This window comes from Caulobacter sp. KR2-114, from assembly GCF_049446115.1.
Classification (GTDB): Bacteria; Pseudomonadota; Alphaproteobacteria; order Caulobacterales; family Caulobacteraceae; genus Acaudatibacter.
This window is the reverse complement of sequence record NZ_JBMSEC010000004.1, coordinates 115,052-134,389: the sequence shown is the minus strand read 5'-3', so window position 1 is coordinate 134,389 and position 19,338 is coordinate 115,052. Positions and strand designations below refer to the sequence as shown.

At 70.7% G+C, this 19,338-nt stretch carries 22 protein-coding genes; 16 read left to right on the top strand and 6 right to left on the bottom strand.

Translation table 11 applies throughout. The features are described 5' to 3' along the window. Positions 1–2 precede the first annotated feature (2 nt). Positions 3–908: a sulfate adenylyltransferase subunit CysD gene (gene cysD / locus ACO2Q3_RS15945; RefSeq protein ID WP_423308233.1), complete on the top strand. Its 906-nt coding sequence runs from the start codon at positions 3–5 to the stop codon at positions 906–908. 73 nt (positions 909–981) lie between these two features. Here cysD and ACO2Q3_RS15940 read toward each other — a convergent pair whose 3' ends face one another. The 3 genes from ACO2Q3_RS15940 to ACO2Q3_RS15930 form a co-directional block, all read right to left on the bottom strand. After that, entirely contained in the window at positions 982–1,719 is a 738-nt protein-coding gene (locus ACO2Q3_RS15940) for an EAL domain-containing protein (protein WP_423308230.1), read from the bottom strand. Between the two features lie 181 nt (positions 1,720–1,900). Further along, a complete protein-coding gene (locus ACO2Q3_RS15935; protein ID WP_423308227.1) occupies positions 1,901–2,284 on the bottom strand; it encodes a cupin domain-containing protein in 384 nt (127 codons plus the stop codon). Then, a complete protein-coding gene (locus ACO2Q3_RS15930) occupies positions 2,281–2,853 on the bottom strand; it encodes a YqgE/AlgH family protein (RefSeq protein WP_423308225.1) in 573 nt (190 codons plus the stop codon). Before ACO2Q3_RS15930 ends, ACO2Q3_RS15935 begins: the two co-directional genes overlap by 4 nt. 138 nt (positions 2,854–2,991) lie before the next feature. Between ACO2Q3_RS15930 and ACO2Q3_RS15925 the strand changes: the two genes are divergently transcribed. Together ACO2Q3_RS15925 and ACO2Q3_RS15920 are read left to right on the top strand one after the other, a co-directional pair. Continuing rightward, a complete protein-coding gene (locus ACO2Q3_RS15925; protein ID WP_423308223.1) occupies positions 2,992–3,474 on the top strand; it encodes a peroxiredoxin in 483 nt (160 codons plus the stop codon). A 138-nt stretch (positions 3,475–3,612) separates the two neighbouring features. Continuing rightward, a complete protein-coding gene (locus ACO2Q3_RS15920; protein ID WP_423308221.1) occupies positions 3,613–4,038 on the top strand; it encodes a hypothetical protein in 426 nt (141 codons plus the stop codon). A gap of 25 nt (positions 4,039–4,063) precedes the next feature. On the opposite strand, the gene ACO2Q3_RS15915 is transcribed toward ACO2Q3_RS15920, so the two are convergent. Further along, entirely contained in the window at positions 4,064–5,845 is a 1,782-nt protein-coding gene (locus tag ACO2Q3_RS15915; protein ID WP_423308219.1) for an acyl-CoA dehydrogenase, read from the bottom strand. A 192-nt stretch (positions 5,846–6,037) separates the two neighbouring features. Between ACO2Q3_RS15915 and ACO2Q3_RS15910 the strand changes: the two genes are divergently transcribed. From ACO2Q3_RS15910 to ACO2Q3_RS15875, 8 genes are all read left to right on the top strand, one after another. Further along, entirely contained in the window at positions 6,038–6,655 is a 618-nt protein-coding gene (locus ACO2Q3_RS15910; RefSeq protein ID WP_423308217.1) for a YceI family protein, read from the top strand. Next, positions 6,652–7,236, top strand: a complete 585-nt coding sequence (locus ACO2Q3_RS15905; protein ID WP_423308215.1) for a cytochrome b — start codon at positions 6,652–6,654, stop codon at positions 7,234–7,236. Before ACO2Q3_RS15910 ends, ACO2Q3_RS15905 begins: the two co-directional genes overlap by 4 nt. Next, positions 7,233–7,808, top strand: coding sequence for a YceI family protein (locus ACO2Q3_RS15900; RefSeq protein ID WP_423308213.1), 576 nt, complete (start codon positions 7,233–7,235; stop codon positions 7,806–7,808). The genes ACO2Q3_RS15905 and ACO2Q3_RS15900 overlap by 4 nt, the downstream gene beginning before the upstream one ends. Beyond that, positions 7,736–8,731 carry an L-threonylcarbamoyladenylate synthase gene (locus tag ACO2Q3_RS15895; RefSeq protein ID WP_423308211.1) on the top strand — a complete coding sequence of 332 codons (996 nt, stop codon included), beginning with the start codon at positions 7,736–7,738 and terminating at the stop codon, positions 8,729–8,731. Before ACO2Q3_RS15900 ends, ACO2Q3_RS15895 begins: the two co-directional genes overlap by 73 nt. Positions 8,732–8,765: 34 nt before the next feature. Next, positions 8,766–10,187, top strand: a complete 1,422-nt coding sequence (locus tag ACO2Q3_RS15890) for an FAD-binding oxidoreductase (RefSeq protein WP_423308209.1) — start codon at positions 8,766–8,768, stop codon at positions 10,185–10,187. Between the two features lie 114 nt (positions 10,188–10,301). Next, positions 10,302–10,622, top strand: a complete 321-nt coding sequence (locus ACO2Q3_RS15885; protein WP_423308207.1) for a hypothetical protein — start codon at positions 10,302–10,304, stop codon at positions 10,620–10,622. A 77-nt stretch (positions 10,623–10,699) separates the two neighbouring features. After that, positions 10,700–11,398 (top strand): Crp/Fnr family transcriptional regulator, encoded by a 699-nt coding sequence (locus ACO2Q3_RS15880; protein WP_423308205.1) that lies wholly within the window; start codon positions 10,700–10,702, stop codon positions 11,396–11,398. After that, positions 11,395–13,599, top strand: coding sequence for a hypothetical protein (locus ACO2Q3_RS15875; RefSeq protein ID WP_423308203.1), 2,205 nt, complete (start codon positions 11,395–11,397; stop codon positions 13,597–13,599). Before ACO2Q3_RS15880 ends, ACO2Q3_RS15875 begins: the two co-directional genes overlap by 4 nt. A gap of 3 nt (positions 13,600–13,602) precedes the next feature. Here ACO2Q3_RS15875 and ACO2Q3_RS15870 read toward each other — a convergent pair whose 3' ends face one another. After that, the gene (locus tag ACO2Q3_RS15870) at positions 13,603–14,028 is read right to left on the bottom strand and encodes a hypothetical protein (protein WP_423308201.1); all 426 of its coding nucleotides are present in this window, start codon (positions 14,026–14,028) and stop codon (positions 13,603–13,605) included. Between the two features lie 208 nt (positions 14,029–14,236). On the opposite strand from ACO2Q3_RS15870, the gene ACO2Q3_RS15865 reads away from it, so the two are divergent. The 3 genes from ACO2Q3_RS15865 (at position 14,237) to ACO2Q3_RS15855 (ending at position 17,103) form a co-directional block, all read left to right on the top strand. Then, positions 14,237–15,034 (top strand): 3-hydroxybutyrate dehydrogenase, encoded by a 798-nt coding sequence (locus ACO2Q3_RS15865; RefSeq protein ID WP_423308199.1) that lies wholly within the window; start codon positions 14,237–14,239, stop codon positions 15,032–15,034. Positions 15,035–15,114: 80 nt separating this feature from the next. Next, positions 15,115–15,897, top strand: a complete 783-nt coding sequence (locus ACO2Q3_RS15860) for an SDR family NAD(P)-dependent oxidoreductase (protein WP_423308197.1) — start codon at positions 15,115–15,117, stop codon at positions 15,895–15,897. Between the two features lie 216 nt (positions 15,898–16,113). Further along, positions 16,114–17,103, top strand: a complete 990-nt coding sequence (locus tag ACO2Q3_RS15855) for an NAD(P)H-dependent flavin oxidoreductase (protein WP_423308195.1) — start codon at positions 16,114–16,116, stop codon at positions 17,101–17,103. A gap of 9 nt (positions 17,104–17,112) precedes the next feature. Here the strand turns inward: ACO2Q3_RS15855 and ACO2Q3_RS15850 are convergent, their stop codons facing one another. After that, on the bottom strand, positions 17,113–17,679 hold the full coding sequence (locus tag ACO2Q3_RS15850; protein ID WP_423308193.1) for a YbjN domain-containing protein: 567 nt from the start codon (positions 17,677–17,679) through the stop codon (positions 17,113–17,115). 184 nt (positions 17,680–17,863) lie between these two features. Between ACO2Q3_RS15850 and ACO2Q3_RS15845 the strand changes: the two genes are divergently transcribed. Continuing rightward, the gene (locus tag ACO2Q3_RS15845) at positions 17,864–18,814 is read left to right on the top strand and encodes an SPFH domain-containing protein (protein ID WP_423308906.1); all 951 of its coding nucleotides are present in this window, start codon (positions 17,864–17,866) and stop codon (positions 18,812–18,814) included. Between the two features lie 4 nt (positions 18,815–18,818). Continuing rightward, positions 18,819–19,280, top strand: a complete 462-nt coding sequence (locus ACO2Q3_RS15840; RefSeq protein ID WP_423308191.1) for an NfeD family protein — start codon at positions 18,819–18,821, stop codon at positions 19,278–19,280. Positions 19,281–19,338: the final 58 nt, after the last annotated feature.

Genomic DNA, 19,338 nt, shown 5'->3' with positions numbered 1-19,338 from the left:
CAATGGCCACGCGACTGACTCACCTTGAGAGCCTGGAATCGGAAGCCATCCAGATTCTCCGCGAGGGGATTTCGGAGGCGCGCAGGCCCGTCCTGCTGTTCTCCGGCGGCAAGGATTCGACGGTGCTCGCCCACCTCGCTGCTTCGGCCTTCCATCCAGCACGCCCGCCCTTACCGCTGCTGCATATAGACTCCACCTTCGAGTTCCCTGAGACGCTGGAGTTCCGCGATCGCCTGGCGGCGAATCTCGGCTTCGAGCTCTATGTTCGAAGAAACGAAGACGGCTTGCGACGGGGTGTCAGTCCCTTCGTGCACGGTTCAGCCGCCTACACGGACATCATGCGCACCATGCCGCTCAAAGCGGCGCTTGATGAGCTTGGAGCCGACATCATCTTCGGCGGGGCCCGGCGGGACGAGGAAAAGGCGCGCGCCAAGGAACGTGTCGTCTCGATCCGATCCGAAGGGCACGCCTGGGAACCGCGTGCGCAGCGTCCTGAACTATGGCGGCAGTACAATACCCGGCTCGGCCCGGGTCAGACGGCCCGCGTGTTCCCGCTCTCGAATTGGACGGAAGCTGACATCTGGACATATTGCCATGCCCGCCAGCTTCCTCTGGCGCCGCTCTACTTCGCCGCGGCGCGACCGACTGTCAGCCGCGACGGCGCGCTTCTGGTCGTGGCCGATGATAGGTACCCGTTCCGTCCGGGCGAGCAGGTCAGGGTAAGGTCTGTCCGATTTCGAACCGTGGGCTGTTGGCCGGTCACTGGAGCCATCGTCTCGAAAGCGAAGACCTTGCCTCAGGTCATGCGCGAAACCCTGCTTGCGACGACGTCGGAGAGGCAAGGGCGCCTGATCGACACCGACGATGGTGGTTCACTCGAGCTCAAGAAGCGGCAGGGGTACTTTTGACGCGATGCTCAGAGCTGGCCTCGGCGAGCCCCGGACCTTGCCTTGGAGTCGATCGGGCTCTGTACCCTGCTGACTAGATCGCCACGGCCACCGGCGCAGCGGCAAGAACGTTCAAATTCACCGCTGGGAGACCCGCCAATCCGGGGCGGGCGAGCAGATAGCCTTGCACATGGCGCACGCCAAGTTCTGTCAGCGTGGCGAGTTCGCCGGGCGTCTCTATGCCCTCGCACAGTAGCTGAATGCCCAGATCTTCCAGCAGCCGAAGCAGATGGCGAATAATCCGCTGCTTGACGCTGTCGCTATCAACATCGCGGATCAGATCCATATCGAGCTTGACGATATCGGGTTGGAACCTCGCCAGGAGCTTCAGCCCTGCGTGCCCCGCGCCGAAATCGTCTATCGCCGTCATGAAGCCCATGGCCTTGTAGGCTCTGAGGATGTTCGTCACATGGGCGACGTCCAGTTCTTCATCCTCGGTGAATTCAAAGATGATCCGGTTCGTCGGAAATCCGGTTCTCATGGCCGTCGCAAGTGTCAGCCGAATGCAGGCCCGGGGCTCATAGACGGCATTCGGCATGAAATTGATCGACAGTCGCGCGCCGGTCTCGCTCAAGCCAAGCGCTGAGGCCATCTCTATGGCCTTTACCCGGCACTGCTGATCGAAGGCGTAGCGGTTCTTCTCGTCGACGAGGTCCAGGATTGAGCCTGCTCCTTCACCGTTGACGCCCCGAACCAGAGCCTCATAGGCGAAGGGAGTTCCAGTTCTGAGGTCCACGATCGGCTGAAACGCCATCGTGAAGGGAAAATCCAACCCTTCACCGTCTCGACAGCCCTCACAAGCTCGCGTCATCGCCCAGTCCCCGTGCCGTACCAGAGGCGGCAGACCCGGGACACTTGCACAAGATCGTTGAGCTCGGATTACCCCAAGGTCCAACTTCCCCTCAGAAGACGTTCTTCGTCGCGGGAAGCGGCCTCGGGTCGAGTTGCCGCCCCTAGACCGTCACCCCGCCCGGCGCGGTGAATGCGGAGGCCGGCGCATCGCCGGTGTTCACCACCTCCGACGGTTCGAAGATGATCACCTCGGCTTCGGCGTCGGCGGCGGTGCGGTGTTCGACGCCGCGGGGGACGACGAAGAACTGGCCAGGGGCCAGGGTCACGACACGGTCGCGGAACTCGATGCGGAAGGTCCCGCGCCAGACGAGGAACATCTCCTCGGCGTCCGCGTGGCTGTGCCACGGAAACACGCCCTGCACCTTCACCAGGCGCACGTCCTGGCCGTTCAGCTGCGCGGCGATGCGCGGGCGCCAGTGATCGTCGAAGGTGGCGAACTTGTCGGCTAGGTCGACGGCCACGCCGTCCATCGCGGGGGCGGTCACGCCCGCCCCGCCTGGGCCGACAGGTGTTCGGCGGAGACGCCGATCTTGGCCAGCGCGCGGGACCACTTGTGCTCGTGGTCGTCGCCGAACAGCAGCGCCTCGTCGGGCTCGCAGGTCAGCCAGACGTTCTCGCGCAGCTCGTTCTCCAGCTGTCCGGCGCCCCAGCCGGCGTAGCCTAGCGCCATCACCGCCTTGCGCGGATGGCGGTCGTGGCTGGCCAGGGCTTCCAGCACGTCGCGGGTGGCGGTCAGCATCAGGCCGTCGCCGACCACGATGCTGGACGGTTCGGACACATAGTCGTCGGTGTGCAGCACGAAGCCGCGCTCGCGCTCCACCGGCCCGCCGAACAGCACCAGGTCCTCGGGCGCCTCGATCTCCGAGGCGACGCCCAGGCGCTTGAGCAGGTCGGGCAGGGTGAGCCCGTCCACCGGCCGGTTCACGGTCAGGCCCATGGCGTGCTGGTCGTTGTGCGCGCACAGGAAGATCACCGCGCGCTCGAAGCGCTCGTCGCCGATGCCCGGCATGGCGACCAGCAGGCGGCCGGCGAGATAGGGGCTGCTTTCGCTCATGGCTGCATGATTGGCGCCGAAGGCGGCGGTTTCAAGCCCGCGCGGCCAGCTCATTCCGATCGATCGCACACAACAGGTCTTGGCGCGGCGTGCGCCGGGCTCTATCTGGCAGGCGCACCCCAAGGGAGGACTGCTGAGATGACCGTCAAAGTGGGCGACAAGGTTCCCGCCGCCACCTTCACCACCTGGGGCGAAAGCGGCCCCACCCCGATCACCACCGACCAGCTGTTCGGCGGCAAGACGGTGGCCCTGTTCGCCGTTCCGGGCGCCTTCACGCCCACCTGCTCGGCCAAGCACGTGCCGGGCTTCAAGGCCAACGCCGCCGAGCTGAAGGCCAAGGGCGTCGACACCATCGCCTGCGTCTCGGTCAACGACGTGTTCGTGATGAAGGCGTGGGGCGCCGACCAGGGCGTCGGCGACGACATCCTGATGCTGGCCGACGGCAACGGCGACTTCACCAAGGCCGTGGGCCTGGAGATGGACGGCTCGAAGTTCGGCATGGGCCATCGCTCGCAGCGCTATTCCATGATCGTCAAGGATGGCGTGATCAGCGAGCTCAACGTCGAACAGGGCGGCGAATTCAAGGTCTCGTCCGCCGAGTACATGCTGGCCCAGCTCTAGGTCCGGCGACGTCCGGCGGGAACGTTAAGAAAGGTTAACCCATTCAGGTCCCGTTCAACTCGCCTTTGCGAGGGTGGACGCCTTGATATGCGCGGCGGCGCTCGCGTCGCCGGGCATAGGCCACCAGGGAGCCTGATGATGAAGGCCTTGTTCGTTCTCGCCGGCGCGACCGCCGTCCTGGCCGCGGTCCCGGCCGCCGCCTCGGCGTGCAGCTGCGCCGCGACCCACCACGTCGCCCATCACCGGGCGCACTACGCCAGGCCGGCGCACTCTGCGACGCCGGCGCGGCGCGCGCACTACAGCCGGGTGATCGTCCGCCACGAGCCGGTGCGCACGGTCTACGTCACGCGCGTGGTGCGTGTGCCGGAACCCTATCCCCAGCCCTATCCGGTGCGCGCCTACGGCCCGCCGCCCCCGCCGCCGCCCGGCCCGGACCGGGTGGTCTGGCGCCATCACTGGCGTCATCACCCGCCGATCTACGATCGACCCGACTATGCGCCGCGCCCCGATGCCGAGTGGGCCTATCCGCACGACGGCTGGCGCGCGGACGTGAACCGCTACTGAGATGACAACCGAAGTCTGGGGGCGCTTACGCCCCCAGCGCTTCCGGCGTGGCGCGGAACAGGTCGACCGAGCCTTGCGTGACCGCCTGGGTCAGGCCGGGGGCCTGGGCCAGGATCTGCTCGGCGAACACCCGCGCCAGGCCGATCTTGGTGCGGTAGTAGTCCTGCGGACCCTCGCCGGCGGCCAGCATCTCGGAGGCGGCCAGCGCCTCCTTGGCCAGCATCCAGCCGCCCACCACGTCGCCCAGCAGCTTCAGGTAGGGCGTCGCCCCCGCCAGGGCGTCCGGCTGGGCGTGGCCGCGCCGCTCGATCAGCCAGCCCGTGGCCGCCTGCACGGCCGCCAGGCCCGTCTCCAGGTGGGCGCCGATGGTGTGCAGCCAGCCGTCGTCGGCGCTCTTCAGCGCCGCGGCGGTGGGGAAGATGTCGCCGACCAGCTCGCGCACCGCCTGGCCCTTGTTCAGCGCCAGCTTGCGGCCCATCAGGTCGATCGCCTGGATGCCGTTGGTGCCCTCGTAGATCGGCAGGATGCGGGCGTCGCGGTAGTGCTGCGCCGCCCCGGTCTCTTCGATGAAGCCCATGCCGCCGTGGATCTGCAGGCCCATGGAGGCCACTTCGACGCCGATGTCGGTGGACCAGGCCTTGGCGATCGGCGTCAGCAGCTCCTGGCGGAATCGCGCGGCGTCGCGGTCGACCGGGTTGCCGGCGGTGGCCGCCAGGTCGGCCGCCACGGCCGTCGACAGGCAGATGGCGCGCGCGGCGCTGATCTTGGCCTTCATCAGCATCAGCGAGCGGCGCACGTCCGGATGGTCGAACAGCCGCGACGGCGTGGCGCCGGTCCAGGCCGAACGGCCCTGCTGGCGCTCCAGGGAATAGGCCAGGGCCTGCTGGTAGGCGCGCTCGGCGATGGCGACGCCCTGGGCCCCGACCTGAAGCCGCGCGGCGTTCATCATCACGAACATCGCCGCCAGCCCCTGGTTCGGCGCGCCGACCATCTCGGCCTTGGCCCCTTCGAACAGCATCACGCAGGTCGGCGAGCCGTGGATGCCCAGCTTGTGCTCGATCGAGCCGGCGCGCAGGGCGTTGCCCTCGCCCAGGCTGCCGTCCTCGCGCACCAGTCGCTTGGGGGCCAGGAACAGGCTCAGGCCCCGGGTGCCGGGCGGGGCGTCGGGCAGGCGGGCCAGCACCAGATGAACGATGTTGTCGGCGACGTCGTGGTCGCCCCAGGTGATGAAGATCTTCTGGCCGGTGAGCTCATAGCCCCCTTTGCCGTCCGGCTTGGCCTGGGTGGTCACCGCGCCGAGGTCGGAACCCGAGGCCGGCTCGGTCAGGTTCATCGTGCCGGTCCACTCGCCGGACACCAGCCTGGGCAGGTAGAGCGACTTCTGCCGCGCGGTGCCGTGCAGGGTGATCGCCTCGATGGCGCCCTGGGTCAGCATCGGGCAGAGGCCGAACGCCATGTTGGCGGCCTGCACCATCTCGAAAACGGCGATCTCGAGCACCTTGGGCAGCCCCTGGCCGCCGTGTTCGGCGCCGGCGGACAGGCTGTTCCAGCCGCCCTGCGCGAACTGCCGATAGGCGTCGGCGAAGCCCGGGGCGCTGATCACCTGGCCGTTCTCGAACCTGGCGCCCACCCGGTCGCCGATCCGGTTCAGCGGCGCCAGCACCTCGGCCGAGAAGGCGCCGGCCGCCTCCAGCACCGCCGCCACGGTGTCGGCGTCCGCGCCGGGAAAGGCGCTCTCCAGCCGCCCGAAATCCGCCGCATGGTTCAGGGCGAAGATCAGGTCTCGAACCGGCGCTTTATAGGTCATGGAAAGGTCCCTTCGAACGTCGTCCTATCTAGAGCAAATTCGCCCCGGGTCGACTGCCCGGACGCCATTTCGGGGAAGCTTTGCCCCGCAGGCGCCGGGCTCACGACTTCGTGAAGCCGGGAAGGTTTTGCCTCGCTGGCCCGTCCTCTAAATCGGCCGAACCGTAACACTATCGATCACAGTTGGAGCGCTATGCCGCCTCGTCTCCCCCGTCTCGCCGCCCTGGCCCTGATCCCCGCCTTGCTGCTCGCGCCTGCCGCGGCGCTGGCCGCGCCATCGCATGACGTCGCCGATCTGGGCGGGGGAACCTATGTGGTGGACAAGCAGCACACCTTCCTGACCACCAAGGTGCTGCACCTGGGCGTGTCGTTCTACACCGCCCGCTTCAACACCATCGAAGGGACCTTCACCTACGACCCTGCCCGGCCGGAGGCGGCGCGGGTGCAGGCCAGCGTCGACGCCACCTCGATGGACGTGGGCGCCGACTACAGCGCCAAGTTCGCCGAGGAGTTCCTGGCCGCCGACAAGTTCCCGAAGATCACCTTCACCTCGACCTCGATACAGAAGGGGCCGGGCAACACCGGGACCATGACCGGCAACCTGACCCTGCGCGGGGTGACCCGGCCAGTGACGTTCAACGTCACCTTCAACGGGGCCGGACGCAGTCCCCTGCCGCCGTTCAGGTCGATCGCCGGCTTCACCGCCACCACCAGCATCAAGCGTTCGGACTTCGGCTCCGACTTCCTCAACAACGGCATCGTCGCCGATGACGTGGCGATCACGCTCGAGGCGGAGTTCGACCGCAAATGAGCGCCGTGACCGCCGCCCGCTATTCCGCCGTGGCCATCACGCTGCACTGGCTGATCGCCGTGCTGCTGATCGGCAACATCGGCCTGGCCTGGTACTTCAACACCCTGACGGGGCTGGAGCGGGTGGCGCCCACCCAGCTGCACAAGTCGATCGGCATCACCGTGCTGCTCCTGTCGCTGCTGCGGCTGGCCTGGCGGCTGGCGGTGAAGCCGCCGCCGCTGCCGGCGGGCACGCCGGCCTGGGAGCGGCGCGTGGCCGGGGCGACCCACCTGTTGTTCTACGTGGTGATGCTGGGCCTGCCGCTGACCGGCTGGTTCATGGTCTCGGCCAGCCCGCTGATCCACGCCTTCCCGATCAAGCTCTACGGCCTGGTGGAATGGCCGGCGATCGGTCCGCTGACCACCTTGCCGCACGACCAGATGCACGCCACGCACGAAGCCTTCGAGACCGCGCACGGCCTGCTGGCCAAGCTGAGCTACGGCCTGATCGTGCTGCACGTGGGCGCGGCGCTGATGCACCAGTTCGTCCGGCGCGACGTGATCGTGCCGCGCATGGTTCCGTTCCTGAGGCGCCCCGCATGATCCGGCTTCCTGCCCGCCTGGCCGCCCTGGCGGCGGTGGTTCTGGTCCCCGCTGCGGCGGTCGCCGCCCCGGCGCCGGCCTGGACGGTCGACAAGGCCGCCTCGCACGTGACCTTCGCCTCCAGCTTCTCGGGGACCGGCTTCACCGGCGGCTTCCGGCGCTGGGACGCGGCCATCCGCTTCGATCCGAAGAACCTCGCCGGCTCCAGCGTGACGGCGACGATCGACACCGGGTCGGCGGCCACCGGCAGCCCCGACCGCGACCAGGCCCTGCCCACCGACACCTTCTTCGCCGCGGGCAGGTTCCCGAAGGCCAGCTTCGTCGCCACCAGCTTCAAGGACCTGGGCGGCGGCCGCTACCAGGCGATCGGGACCCTGACGATCCGCGGGGTGGCGAAGCCTTTGACTCTGCCCTTCACCCTCGCCATCACCGGAGCGCAGGCGCACATGACGGCGGCGGTCGCCGTCAACCGCCTGGCTTACGGGGTGGGACAGGGCGAATGGCAGGCGACCGAGGCGATCCCCGCGGCGGTGACCGTGAGCCTCGACCTGACCGCGCGCCGGGCTCGCTAGACGGCGCCGCCCTGGAGGCCGCCGTCGCCGCCCTGCGCGCCGGCCAGCTGGTGATCTTGCCCACCGAGACCGTCTACGGCCTGGCCGGTGACGCCGGCGACGCCGCCGCGGTGGCGCGGATCTATGAGGCCAAGGGCCGGCCCAGCTTCAACCCGCTGATCGCCCACGTCGCCGACGCCGAGGCGGCCGGCCGCATCGCCGTCGTCGACGACCGTGCGCGCGCCCTGATGCAGGCCTTCTGGCCGGGGCCGCTGACCCTGGTGCTGCCGGTGCGGGACACCGCGGCGGTCTCGGATCTGGCGCGGGCCGGTCTCGACACGGTGGCCGTGCGCGCGCCGGCGCATCCGCTCGCCCACGCCCTGCTGGCGGCGTTCGGCGGCGCGGTGGCCGCCCCCTCGGCCAACCGCTCGGGCCGGCCCAGCCCCACCACCTATGCCGACGCCGTCGCCGAGACCGGCTTTGCCGCCGCCGCGGCCCTGGACGGCGGCCCCTGCGCCGTCGGGCTGGAATCCACGGTCGTCTCGCTGCTGGACGGGCCCGCGCGGCTGCTGCGGCCCGGCGCCGTGACCCGGGCGCAGATCGAGGCGCTGATCGGGCCGCTGGCCGAGGCCGAGGCCGACGCGAAGCGCTCTCCCGGGCGGCTCGCCCGCCACTATGCGCCCGCCGCGCCGGTGCGGCTGGACGCCATGGCCCCGGAGCCTGGTGAGGCCTTCCTGGCGTTCGGGCCGGCGCCGGCCTCGCCGATGACGCTGAACCTCAGCCCCTCGGCCGACCTGCGCGAGGCGGCCGCCAACCTCTTCGCCATGCTGCGGCGCGCCGACGCCCTGAAGCCCACAGCCATCGCCGTGGCGGCCATCCCGGACACCGGCCTCGGCGAGGCGATCAACGACCGCCTGCGCCGGGCGGCCGGCTTCGTCGGCTGACGCTGCAAGGCTTTGGGCGTAAGGTCCGCGCGCCATGACCGCCCCCGCCATCCCGCCCGTCTCCGCCGATGTGCTCGCGCGCCTGAAGGCCCTGCTGGGCGAGGGCGGCTGGAGCCAGGACCCCGATCGCCTGGCGCCCAAGCTGGTGGAATGGCGCGACCGCTGGAGCGGGACGACGCCGCTGCTGGCGCTGCCCCGGACCACCCGCGAGGTCGCCGCGGTGATCGGCCTCTGCGCCGAGGCAGGCGTGGCGGTCACGCCCCAGGGCGGCAACACCGGCCTGGTCGGCGGTCAGATCCCGCAGGGGGAGATCCTGCTGTCGCTGGAGCGGATGCGGGCCGTGCGCGACGTGGCGCCGCTGGACGATGCGATGGTGGTGGAGGCGGGCGTCACCCTGGCGGCGGCGCACGAGGCGGCGACGGCGGCCGGACGGCGCTTTCCCCTGAGCCTGGCGTCGGAAGGTTCGGCGACCATCGGCGGCCTGGTCTCGACCAACGCCGGCGGCACCGCCGTGCTGCGCTACGGGACCATGCGCGACCTGGTGCTGGGCCTGGAGGCGGTGCTGCCCAACGGCGAGATCTGGAACGGGCTCAAGCGCCTGCGCAAGGACAACACCGGCTATGACCTCAAGCAGCTGCTGATCGGCGCCGAGGGCACCCTGGGGGTGGTCACCGCCGCGGCGCTGAAGCTGTTCCCGGTGCTGGCCTCGCGCGCCGTGGCCTTCGTCGGCATCGAGGACCCGCACGATGCGATCCGCCTGCTGGCCCGCGCCAAGGCCGAGACCGGCGGACAGGTGGAGGCGTTCGAGCTGGTCAGCCGGCTGGGCGTCGAACTGGCGGGCAAGAACCTGCCGGGCGTCCGAGAGCCGCTGGAAAGCCGCCCGCCCTGGTACGCCCTGATCGAGATCGCCAGCGGCGAAGCCGGCGCCGCTGAGGCGGCGATGGAGCGACTGCTGGCGGCGGCTCTTGAAGAGGCGCTGATCAGCGACGCCGCCGTCGCCCAGAGCGAGACCCAGGCGCGGGCGTTCTGGGCCGTGCGCGAGGGCCAGTCGGCGGCGCAGAAGAGCGAAGGCCCGGCCTGGAAGCACGACGTCTCGGTGCCGGTGTCGCGCATCGCCGACTTCATCGAGGCGGCCGGCCGGACCCTGGAGGCGCGGTTCCCGGGCGTGCGCATCGACGCCTTCGGCCACGTCGGCGACGGCAACATCCACTACGACGTGCTGGGGCCGGTGGGCGTCGACGGTCGGCTGCACAACGACCTGCGCGACGCCGGCGCGCACATCGTCCACGACCTGGTGATGTCGCTGGGCGGCTCGATCAGCGCCGAGCACGGCCTGGGCACGATGAAGACCGAGGAGGCCGCCGGCTACAAGAGCGCCGTCGAACTGGCGACCGCCCGGGCGGTGCGCGCGGCCCTGGATCCGGGCCGGATCATGAATCCCCGCGTCCTGTTCTGATCGGGCGGCCGACAAGCCCGACGATGCTGTGACCTGGGTCACAGCGGGGCGGGCAGTCAGGCCCTATCCCTCTGTTCGTCGCCGCCGCGACGGACTTCAAAAGAGGGTTCGATCATGCAACGCCTTTTCGTCAGCGCCGCCATCGCCATCGCCGCCGTCGCGGCCGGCGCGCCGGTCTGCGCCGCCCCGGCCGTCGCCGCCGACTCTGCCTTCAGCGCCCCGGCCTTCGCCGCCCAGCTGCGCAGTGACACAGGCTACGCGGCTCTGAAGCAGAAGATCGCGCTCAGCGCCGAGGCCTACTGCCGCGCCCATCCGATCGACGGCACGGTCGCCAGCTGCCAGCGTGATGTCACCGACGCGCTGGTGGCCAAGGCGGAAGCCCAGCGCCAGGCGCTGATCTCGCAGCAGACCCGGCTGGCCGAGGCCCGGCGCTGACCGTCGGTCTTGGCGGGACGGGGGTGGGCGGTACACTGTGGTTTGATCATGCCGCCACGCTGCCGGAAGGGACGTTCATGAGCCAGGCGCCGGCGCCGTCCGAGCTGTCCGGCGCCACCGCGGCCCTCGCCCGCAGTCCGGTGTTCGGCGTGCTGGGCGAGACGGCTCTGGCGCGGCTGGCCGCCGCCGGAACGATCACGGACCTGCCGGTGGGCGCCATGCTGGCGCAGAAGGGGGACGCCGGCGACTGCGCCTGGCTGATCCTGCGCGGCGAGATCGAGGTGCGCGCCCTGTCCGCGGGCGGCCGGCAGACCCGGCTGGCGGTGCTCTCGGCCGGCGACGTCGCCGGCGAGATGTCGGCGATCGACGGCGGGGAGCGCTCCGCCGACATGGCGGCGACGCGCCATACCCGGCTGCTGCGCCTGAGCCGCGCGGCCCTGCTGGACGCGCTGGCCGACAATCCCCAGGCTGCCGTGGCCCTGGTGGTGCTGCTGTCCACCCGGATCCGCGCCCTCGACGACGAGATGGAGGCGCGCCAGGTGCTGGACCTCGGCGGCCGCCTGGCCCGCGCCCTGATGCAGCAGGCCACGCCCGAGGGGCTGGTCAGTGTCACCCAGGGCGCCCTGGCGCACCTGATCGGCGCCTCGCGCGAGAAGGTGAACCGCAAGCTGGGCGACTGGGTGCGAGACGGCATCGTCCGCGTGGAGCCCGGCGGCGTGCGCATCGCCTCGGCGCCCCGGCTGGAGGCGCTGGCAGCCCAGGCCTGGAGCCGATGAGCCGCATGCCCGCCAACGAGAACGGCCAGGTGGGCGAACATTGGTCGCTTCATGCTATCCTTGACCCGACGGGCAAGGACGGCGTCGTGGAGCACTTCAATCCCGACCGGCGGCTGACCACCATCGTCGCGCTCGACGTGGCGGGGTACGCCGCCCGCACGGCTGCGGACGAGGACGCCAGCGCCGGCGAGATCGCCGATCTGCGCGAGCGTGTCGAGGCCAGCTGCGAGCGCCACGGCGGCCGGCTGTTCAACACCGCCGGCGACGGCTTCATGCTGGAATTCCCGACCGTCAGCGGCGCCCTGGCGGCCGCCGAGGCCCTGGCCGGGTCCGGCCCCCCGGCGGTGCGCGTCGGCGTGCACCTGGGCGAGGTGCGGGTGCTGGCCAACGGCGACCTGCTGGGCCACGGGGTCAACGTCGCCGCGCGGCTGCAGGCCCTGGCCGCGCCGGGCGGGGTGCTGGTCTCCGCCGACGTCCGCCGCGCGATCCGCGGCGGCTACGCCGGGCGGCTGGTGGACCGTGGCGAGGTCCGGCTCGACAAGATGGACGAGACCCTGCAGGTCTTCGCCCTGCCGCCCGCCTCCAACGACGCCGCTCCGCCGCCGGCGGCGCCGATCGCGCCTACCCCGCCCCGTGGACCGTCGCGCCGTCGGATGCTGTGGCTGGCCGCCCCGGCCGTGCTCGCGGCGGCCGGCGCCGGGGGATACGGGGCCTGGCGCGCGACGCGGCCGGCCGCGCCCGCCAACCCGCGCGTGGCGGTGCTGCCCTTCGACAACCTCAGCCCCGACCCGCAGCTCGGCTATTTCGCCGACGGCCTCTCCGAGGACATCCTCAACGGCCTGATGCGCGTCGGGGGCATGCGGGTGACGGCGCGGGATTCCGCCTTCAGCTTCCGCGGCGTCCGCAAGGCCGGGGCCGGCCAGGCCCTGGGGGCCGACTATGTGCTGGACGGCTCGGTGCTGCGCGACGGCGCGCGGCTGAGGGTCAACGCCCGGCTGACCGACGTCGCCCGCCAGCAGACCCTGTGGTCGGAGAGCTACGACCGCGGCCTGGACCAGGGGCTGCAGGTCGAGGACGAGATCGCCGCGCAGGTGGCCTCGGCGCTGAGGGTGCATTTCGCCGGCCCCGCCGCCACGGCGCGCCAGCCGATCGACCCGCAGGCCTATGACCTCTACCTGAAAGGCCGCGAAGCCTCCCGGACCCATACCCCCGAGAGCGTGCGCCACGGGCGCGAGCTGCTGCAGGCGGCGGTGTCGCGGGCGCCGGCCTTCGCCGACGCCTGGCTGGAGCTGGCCACCAACTGTTCGCGCTCGATGATGCTGGAGCCGCTGGCGGCGCAGCTGCGCGACCAGCAGATCGGGCTGGCCGCGGCGCGCCGGGCGGTGGCGCTGGATCCCGGCCGCGGCGGGGCCTACGCCGTCGCCTCCACCCTGATGCCCTGCCTCAACCACTGGAGCGAGAAGGACGCCGTGCTCAAGCGCGGCCTCGCCCTGTCGCCGGACGACGCCGATGTCACCCAGTGGCGGGCCTGCCTGCTGTTCGAGTCGGGCCGCGTGCGCGCCGCCGCCGCCCTCGCGCGCAGGGTGGTCGCCCAGGCGCCGATCGACCAGTTCGCCAACGGCATCTTCGCCACCACCCTGACCTATTCCGGCCAGCTCGACGAGGCGGAGCGCGCCGTCGACCGCCTGGGCGCGCTGTTCCCCGGACAGCTGGCCAGCTATTGGCCGAAGGCCTGGTTCCTGGCCACCAGCGGCCGCGAGCGGGAGGCGGCCGCGCTGATGCAGGACCCGGCCCGTCCGCCCGGGCCGAAGGCGGAATTCGACGCCTTCACCGCCCTGTTCCGCGCGGCGGCGGACGGGTCAGAGGCGCAGAAGCGCGCCGCCGCCGAGGTCGGGCTGGCGGTGGCGGTGCAGGGCATGGGCTACGCCTGCCAGATGATGCTGCTGCTCGCGCGCATCGGCCACGAACAGCAGGCGCTGGACCTCGCGCGTTCGATCTATCTGAGGGGCGGCCCCTACCGGCTGGAGCGGGACGTGCAGTTCCTTGGCTCGAGCCGCTACCAGATGTTCGACGAGCCGGACACCAACTACCTGTTCCACCCCTACCTGGCGAAGCTGCGCCGGCAGGGCGCCCTGAAGCCGGTTTTCGATGGTGTCGGCCTGACGGCGTTCTGGGCCCAGGTCGGCCCGCCCGACCCCTGACCTTCAGATCTTTTGGCCCGGGGTGTTGGGATGCGCCAGGCTGACGTGGAAGCCGGCGATGGTCCAGCTCTTCTCGCCCTTGGTCTTGCGCAGCACCGTTTCGGCCATCACCGTGTTGTCGGGATAGACGTAGGCGTGCACCAGGGTGGCGACGGAGCCGTCGTTGGTGGTGTTGTAGTTCCAAGAGCGGTTCTCGACCTTGGTCGGCTCGCCCGCCGGCAGCTCGCCCTTGATCGCCGCCAGATCCGCCAGCTTGTCGGGCGCGCGCAGGAAGTCGGCCAGGTTCGGGTCCTCGCGCAGGTCCGCGCCCGTGCGGATCTCGTCGTAGAGTTTGCGCGCCTCGGCGTCGCTCTCCTTGTCGGCCGCCGGCAGGCTGCAGGCGCCAAGCGCCAGGATGAGCATCGCGGGAAGCATCGTCAGCCGTCGCATGGCGGTGTCTCCGGACAACGTCTGGCGGCAGGGTGACAGAGTCGGGTCCGCCTGTCTGCGCGCACCTGCCTGCCCGCGTTTGTCTGGGCGCGTCTGTTTGGGCGCGCCGCAGCCATTCGGTGCAAGACGCCTTTGTGCGCCTGCGAGAGATACCCACGACACAATCCGCGGCCTATGCTGCGGCGCAGCAGCAAGGAGCGCGCGATCCATGGCTTCCCCCTATAACCTCGCCGGCCACGTCGCCATCGTCACCGGGTCCACCAGCGGCATCGGCCAGGCCCTGGCCCACGCCCTGGCGGCGGAAGGGGTCAACATCGTCCTCAACGGCTTCGGCGACGCCGCCGCCATCGAGAAGGACCGCGCGGCGCTGGAGGCCAAGGCCGGGGTCAAGGTGCTGTTCCACGGCGCCGACATGACCAAGCCCGACGAGATCGCCGCCATGGTCGCCTTCGCCAAGGACCAGCTGGGCCGGCTGGACATCCTGGTGAACAATGCCGGCGTGCAGTTCGTCTCGCCGATCGAGGACTTCCCGATCGCCAAGTGGGACCAGATCATCGCCATCAACCTGACCTCCGCCTTCCACGCGATCCGCGCCGCGGTGCCGATCATGAAGGCCCAGGGCCGTGGGCGGATCATCAACATCGCCTCGGCGCACGGCCTGGTCGCCTCGCCGTTCAAGAGCGCCTATGTCGCCGCCAAGCACGGCATCGTCGGCCTGACCAAGACCGTGGCGCTGGAAGGCGCCGAGGCGGGGATCACCGCCAACGCCATCTGCCCGGGCTATGTGAAGACCCCGCTGGTCGAGGCGCAGATCGCCGACCAGGCCAAGGCGCGCAACATGACCCCCGAGCAGGTCATGCGCGACGTCATTCTGGACGCCCAGCCGACCAAGAAGTTCGTCGAGTTCGACCAGCTGGCCGGGCTGATGCTGTATCTCGCCAGCGACCTCGGCGCCTCCGCCAACGGCGCGGCGCTGGCCATCGACGGCGGCTGGACGGCGGAATAGGGCCTTTGCGTCGCCGGGCCGCTTGACCACCGCGGCGGCAGGCGGCCTCTTGCCTCCCCGACGCAAAACGGGAGGACGTCATGGGCTACAAGCCGTTCGATCTGAAGGGGAAGGTGGCGCTGGTCACCGGCGGCAACCGCGGCATCGGCCTCGGCATGGCCGAGGCTCTGGCCCAGGCGGGCGCCGACATCGTCATCTGGGGCTCCAACGCCGAGCGCAACCTCGAGGCCGAGGGCAAGCTGACCGGCTATGGCGTGCGGGTGCTGGCCCAGACGGTCGACGTCGCCGTCGAGCACGAGATCGTCGACGCCATGGGCGAGGCGGTCGCCGGCATGGGCCGAGTCGACACGGTGATCGCCAACGCCGGCATCGGCCTGGGCGCCCCGTCGTTCTCGGAGATGAGCCTCGACGTCTGGCGCCGGGTGATGTCGGTGAACCTGGAGGGCGCCTTCCTCACCTGCCGCGAGGCCTGCAAGCACATGGTGGCGCGGGCCGGCGCGGGGGATCCGGGCGGCTCGATCGTCGTCACCTCGTCGCTGTCGGCGATCTCCGGCGCGCCGCGCAACGAGGCCTACGCCTCCAGCAAGGGGGCGGTGATCACCATGATCAAGGGCATCGCCGTCGAGCACGCCCGCTACGGCGTGCGCGCCAACGCCATCCTGCCGGGCTGGATCGCCACCGACATGACCGCCGCGGCCCAGGAGTCCAAGGCCTTCGCCGACCGGGTGATCCCGCGCGTGCCGTTCCGCCGCTGGGGCCAGCCGGAGGACTTCGGCGGCATCGCCGTCTACTTCGCCTCCGACGCCTCGGCCTTCCACACCGGCGACGCGATCATCATCGACGGCGGGTACTCGGTGTTCTGATTGAAGTCTCTTCCCCCTTTGGGGGAAGTCCCGGCAAAGCCGGGGATGGGGGCTCCAGCGGAGAACCGCCGTTCGCGCCAGGCTGGAGCCCCCTCCACCCCTTCGGGGTCCCCCTCCCCCAAGGGGGGAGGAGAAGCGTGCTTTGACCCTAGGTCATACTTGCATCGCACCGCGCGCGGCGGGAGTTTGCCGCGAAACATCTCGGGAGAGACCGCCATGAGCCTGCACACGCCCCTTTGCGACCTGCTCGGCGTCGAGCATCCGATCATGCTGGCCGGCATGGGCGGGGTCTCCTACGCCGAGCTGGCGGCGGCGATGTCGAACGCCGGCGGCTATGGCGTGCTGGGCATGGCCGGCCGCGACCCGGCCTTCATCCGCGACGAGATGCGCAAGGTCAAAACGCTCACAGACAAGCCGTTCGGCGTCGACCTGCTGGCCGCCTCGCCCGAAAGCCTGACCGCCTCGGTGGAGATCATCATCGAGGAAGGCGCCTCGGCCTTCATCGCCGGCCTGGGCGTGCCGATGCCGATCATGGAACGGCTGAAGAAGGCCGGCCTGAAGGTGATGGTGGTCTGCGGGGCGGTGAAGCACGCGGTGAAGGCCGAGCAGGCCGGCTGCGACGCGGTGATCTGCCAGGGCGGCGAGGGCGGCGGCCATACCGGCCTGGTCGGCACCATGCCGCTGGTGGCGCAGGCGGTGGAGCGGGTGAAGATCCCGGTGGTCGCCGCCGGCGGCCTCTACGACGGGCGTGGCCTGGCCGCGTCCCTGGCGCTGGGCGCCCAGGGCGTCTGGATGGGCACCCGGTTCATCGCCTCGCAGGAGGCGCACGCCGGCGGCCTCTATCGGCAGACCATCATCGAGGCCACCGACGAGGACACCGTCCGCACCCGCTCCTATTCCGGCAAGCCGATGCGCGTGCGCAAGAACGCCTGGGTCGAGGACTGGGAGAGCCGGGCGGGCGACATCCAGCCGTTCCCGATCCAGGCCGGCATCTCCTCGCGCGCCGGCGCGATGGGCGGCATCGGCGGCCAGATCGAGGGCCTGGACCCCGACAAGTCCTGCTTCGCCATGGGCCAGTCGGCCGGCGGGGTGCGCGAGGTGCTGCCGGTGGCGACGATCGTCGCCAACATGCTGGCCGAGGCCGACGCCGCGATCAGCCGCCTGGCCAGGCTGCAGGCCGCCGGCCGCGCCCCGGTGACCGCCTGAGGGGGCGGATCAGGAGGCGGTCGAGCCGGGGGTGACCGCCGGCTTGGCCGCCGGTTCTTCCTTGTGCTTGAGCACCTCTTCCGGGCTGGCGACGAAGTCGTCGAAGTCGCGCAGGCAGTCGAGCCAGGTGTTGACCACGTCCAGCTGGTCGTCGCGGGCCTCGTGCGCGAACACCGGCACGCTCATCCACATGTTCGGCTGGCCGTCCTTGTCGAGATAGCCCGGGCACCACATGGTCCAGCGGTTCCAGCGGTTCATCTGGTCGTTGGTGACGTCCTTGGTGGTCCAGTAGGCGTTGAAGTTCTGGGTCGTGCACGAGGCCTTGGCGTCGTCGCAGTCGTAGAAGTCGACGTCGAAGAAGATCTTGCCGGCCTTGGCCTCGACATAGGGCTTGCCGTCCTTGCCGACCTTCAGGCTGCCGCTGGCGCCGTTGCTGGTGACCACGTCCAGCACATCCTTCGGCTTGCGGGCGTCGAAGTCCGCCGCCGCCGCGGGCGCGGCGACCGCCGCCGCCAGGACCGCCACAAGAGCCGCCACGAAAGCCGCCACCGGGCCCCGGACGCCAAAACCACTCATGCGAGACTCCCCCATGCGCACCGCTCCAGGGTGCTATGCGCCGCCCTCCGGCGCAACGGTCAAGCCTGAAGCCGCAGCGGCCATAGCCGGGGCCTGCGCCGCGCGCTAGTCTCGCGGCGACGACAACGCTGGGGAGGCATGGATCGTGGCGCTGCTGGGTCTTTTCGTCCTGATACTGCTGGTGATGCTGGCCCTGTGGCTGGCGCTGTCGGTGATCAAGGTGGTGCCGCAGGGGTGGGAGTACACGGTGCAGAGCTTCGGGCGCTACACGCGCACCCTGAAGCCGGGCATCGCCATCCTGACTCCGTTCGTCGAGGCCGTCGGCAAGCGCATCAACATGATGGAACAGGTGCTGGACGTGCCGCGCCAGGAGGTGATCACCAAGGACAACGTCATGGTCCAGGTCGACGCCATCGTCTTCATCCAGGTGATGGACGCCGCCGCGGCCGCCTACCGCGTGGCCAACCTGGTCACCGCCATCACCCAGCTGGTGATGACCAACCTGCGCACCGTGGTCGGCTCCATGGAGCTGGACGAGGTGCTCTCCCAGCGCGACCACATCAACACCCGGCTGCTGACCGTGATCGACGAGGCCACCAGCCCCTGGGGCGTCAAGCTGGCCCGCATCGAGATCAAGGACCTGCAGCCGCCGGCCGACATCTCCAACGCCATGACCCGGCAGATGAAGGCCGAGCGCGAGCGTCGCGCGGTGATCACCGAGGCCGAGGGCGAGAAACAGGCCGCCATCACCCGCGCCGAGGGCGCCAAGCAGTCGGCGATCCTGCAGGCCGAGGGCCGGCGCGAGGCGGCCTTCCGCGATTCCGAGGCGCGCGAACGCGCCGCCCAGGCCGAGGCCCAGGCCACCAAGGTGGTCTCGGACGCCATCGAGTCCGGCTCGGTCAACGCGCTGAACTATTTCGTCGCCCAGAAGTACGTCGAGGCCTTCGCCAAGCTGGCGGAGTCGCCGCAGCAGCGCACGGTGATCGTGCCGGCGGAACTGGCCGGCATCGCCGGCTCGATCTCGGGCATCACCGAACTGGTGCGCGCCGCCCAGGCCGGCGGCCCGCCCGCGCCCCCGGCCCCGCCGCGCCGCCCGCCGCCGGCCTCGCCCTTCACGCCGACCTCGGGGAGCTGACGCCATGGACGCCATCAGCACCTTCTATTTCGCGCATCCGTTCTGGGTCTGGCTCGGCATCGGCGCGGTGTTCCTGGTCATCGAGCTCAGCACCGGCTCGGGCTGGCTGCTGTGGCCGGCCGGCTCGGCGGCGATCGTGGCGGTGACCTGCCTGTTCGCCCCCCTGCATCCCCCCGGCCAGGCGGCCCTGTTCGCCGTGTGTACGGTGGTGACCACCTATCTCGGCCGCCGCTTCATGCCCCGCGGCCCCTCGCCCCTGCCCGATATCAACGACCAGACCGGCCGCCTGGTCGGCCACCGCGGCGAAGCCTGCGGCGCCTTCACCGCCGGCGAGGGCCGGGTGTTCGTCGACGGCAAGGAATGGGCGGCGGAACTTGAAGGCGGCGGCGCGTTGGCGGACGGCGCCAAGGTCGAGGTCGCCGCGGTGCTGGGCGGCGCGCGGTTGCAGGTCAGGGCGGCGGCCTGAGACAGCCCCCGTCCCAATAGCCCCCGCCCCATCGCAGATGGGGAGAGGGTCATCTGCC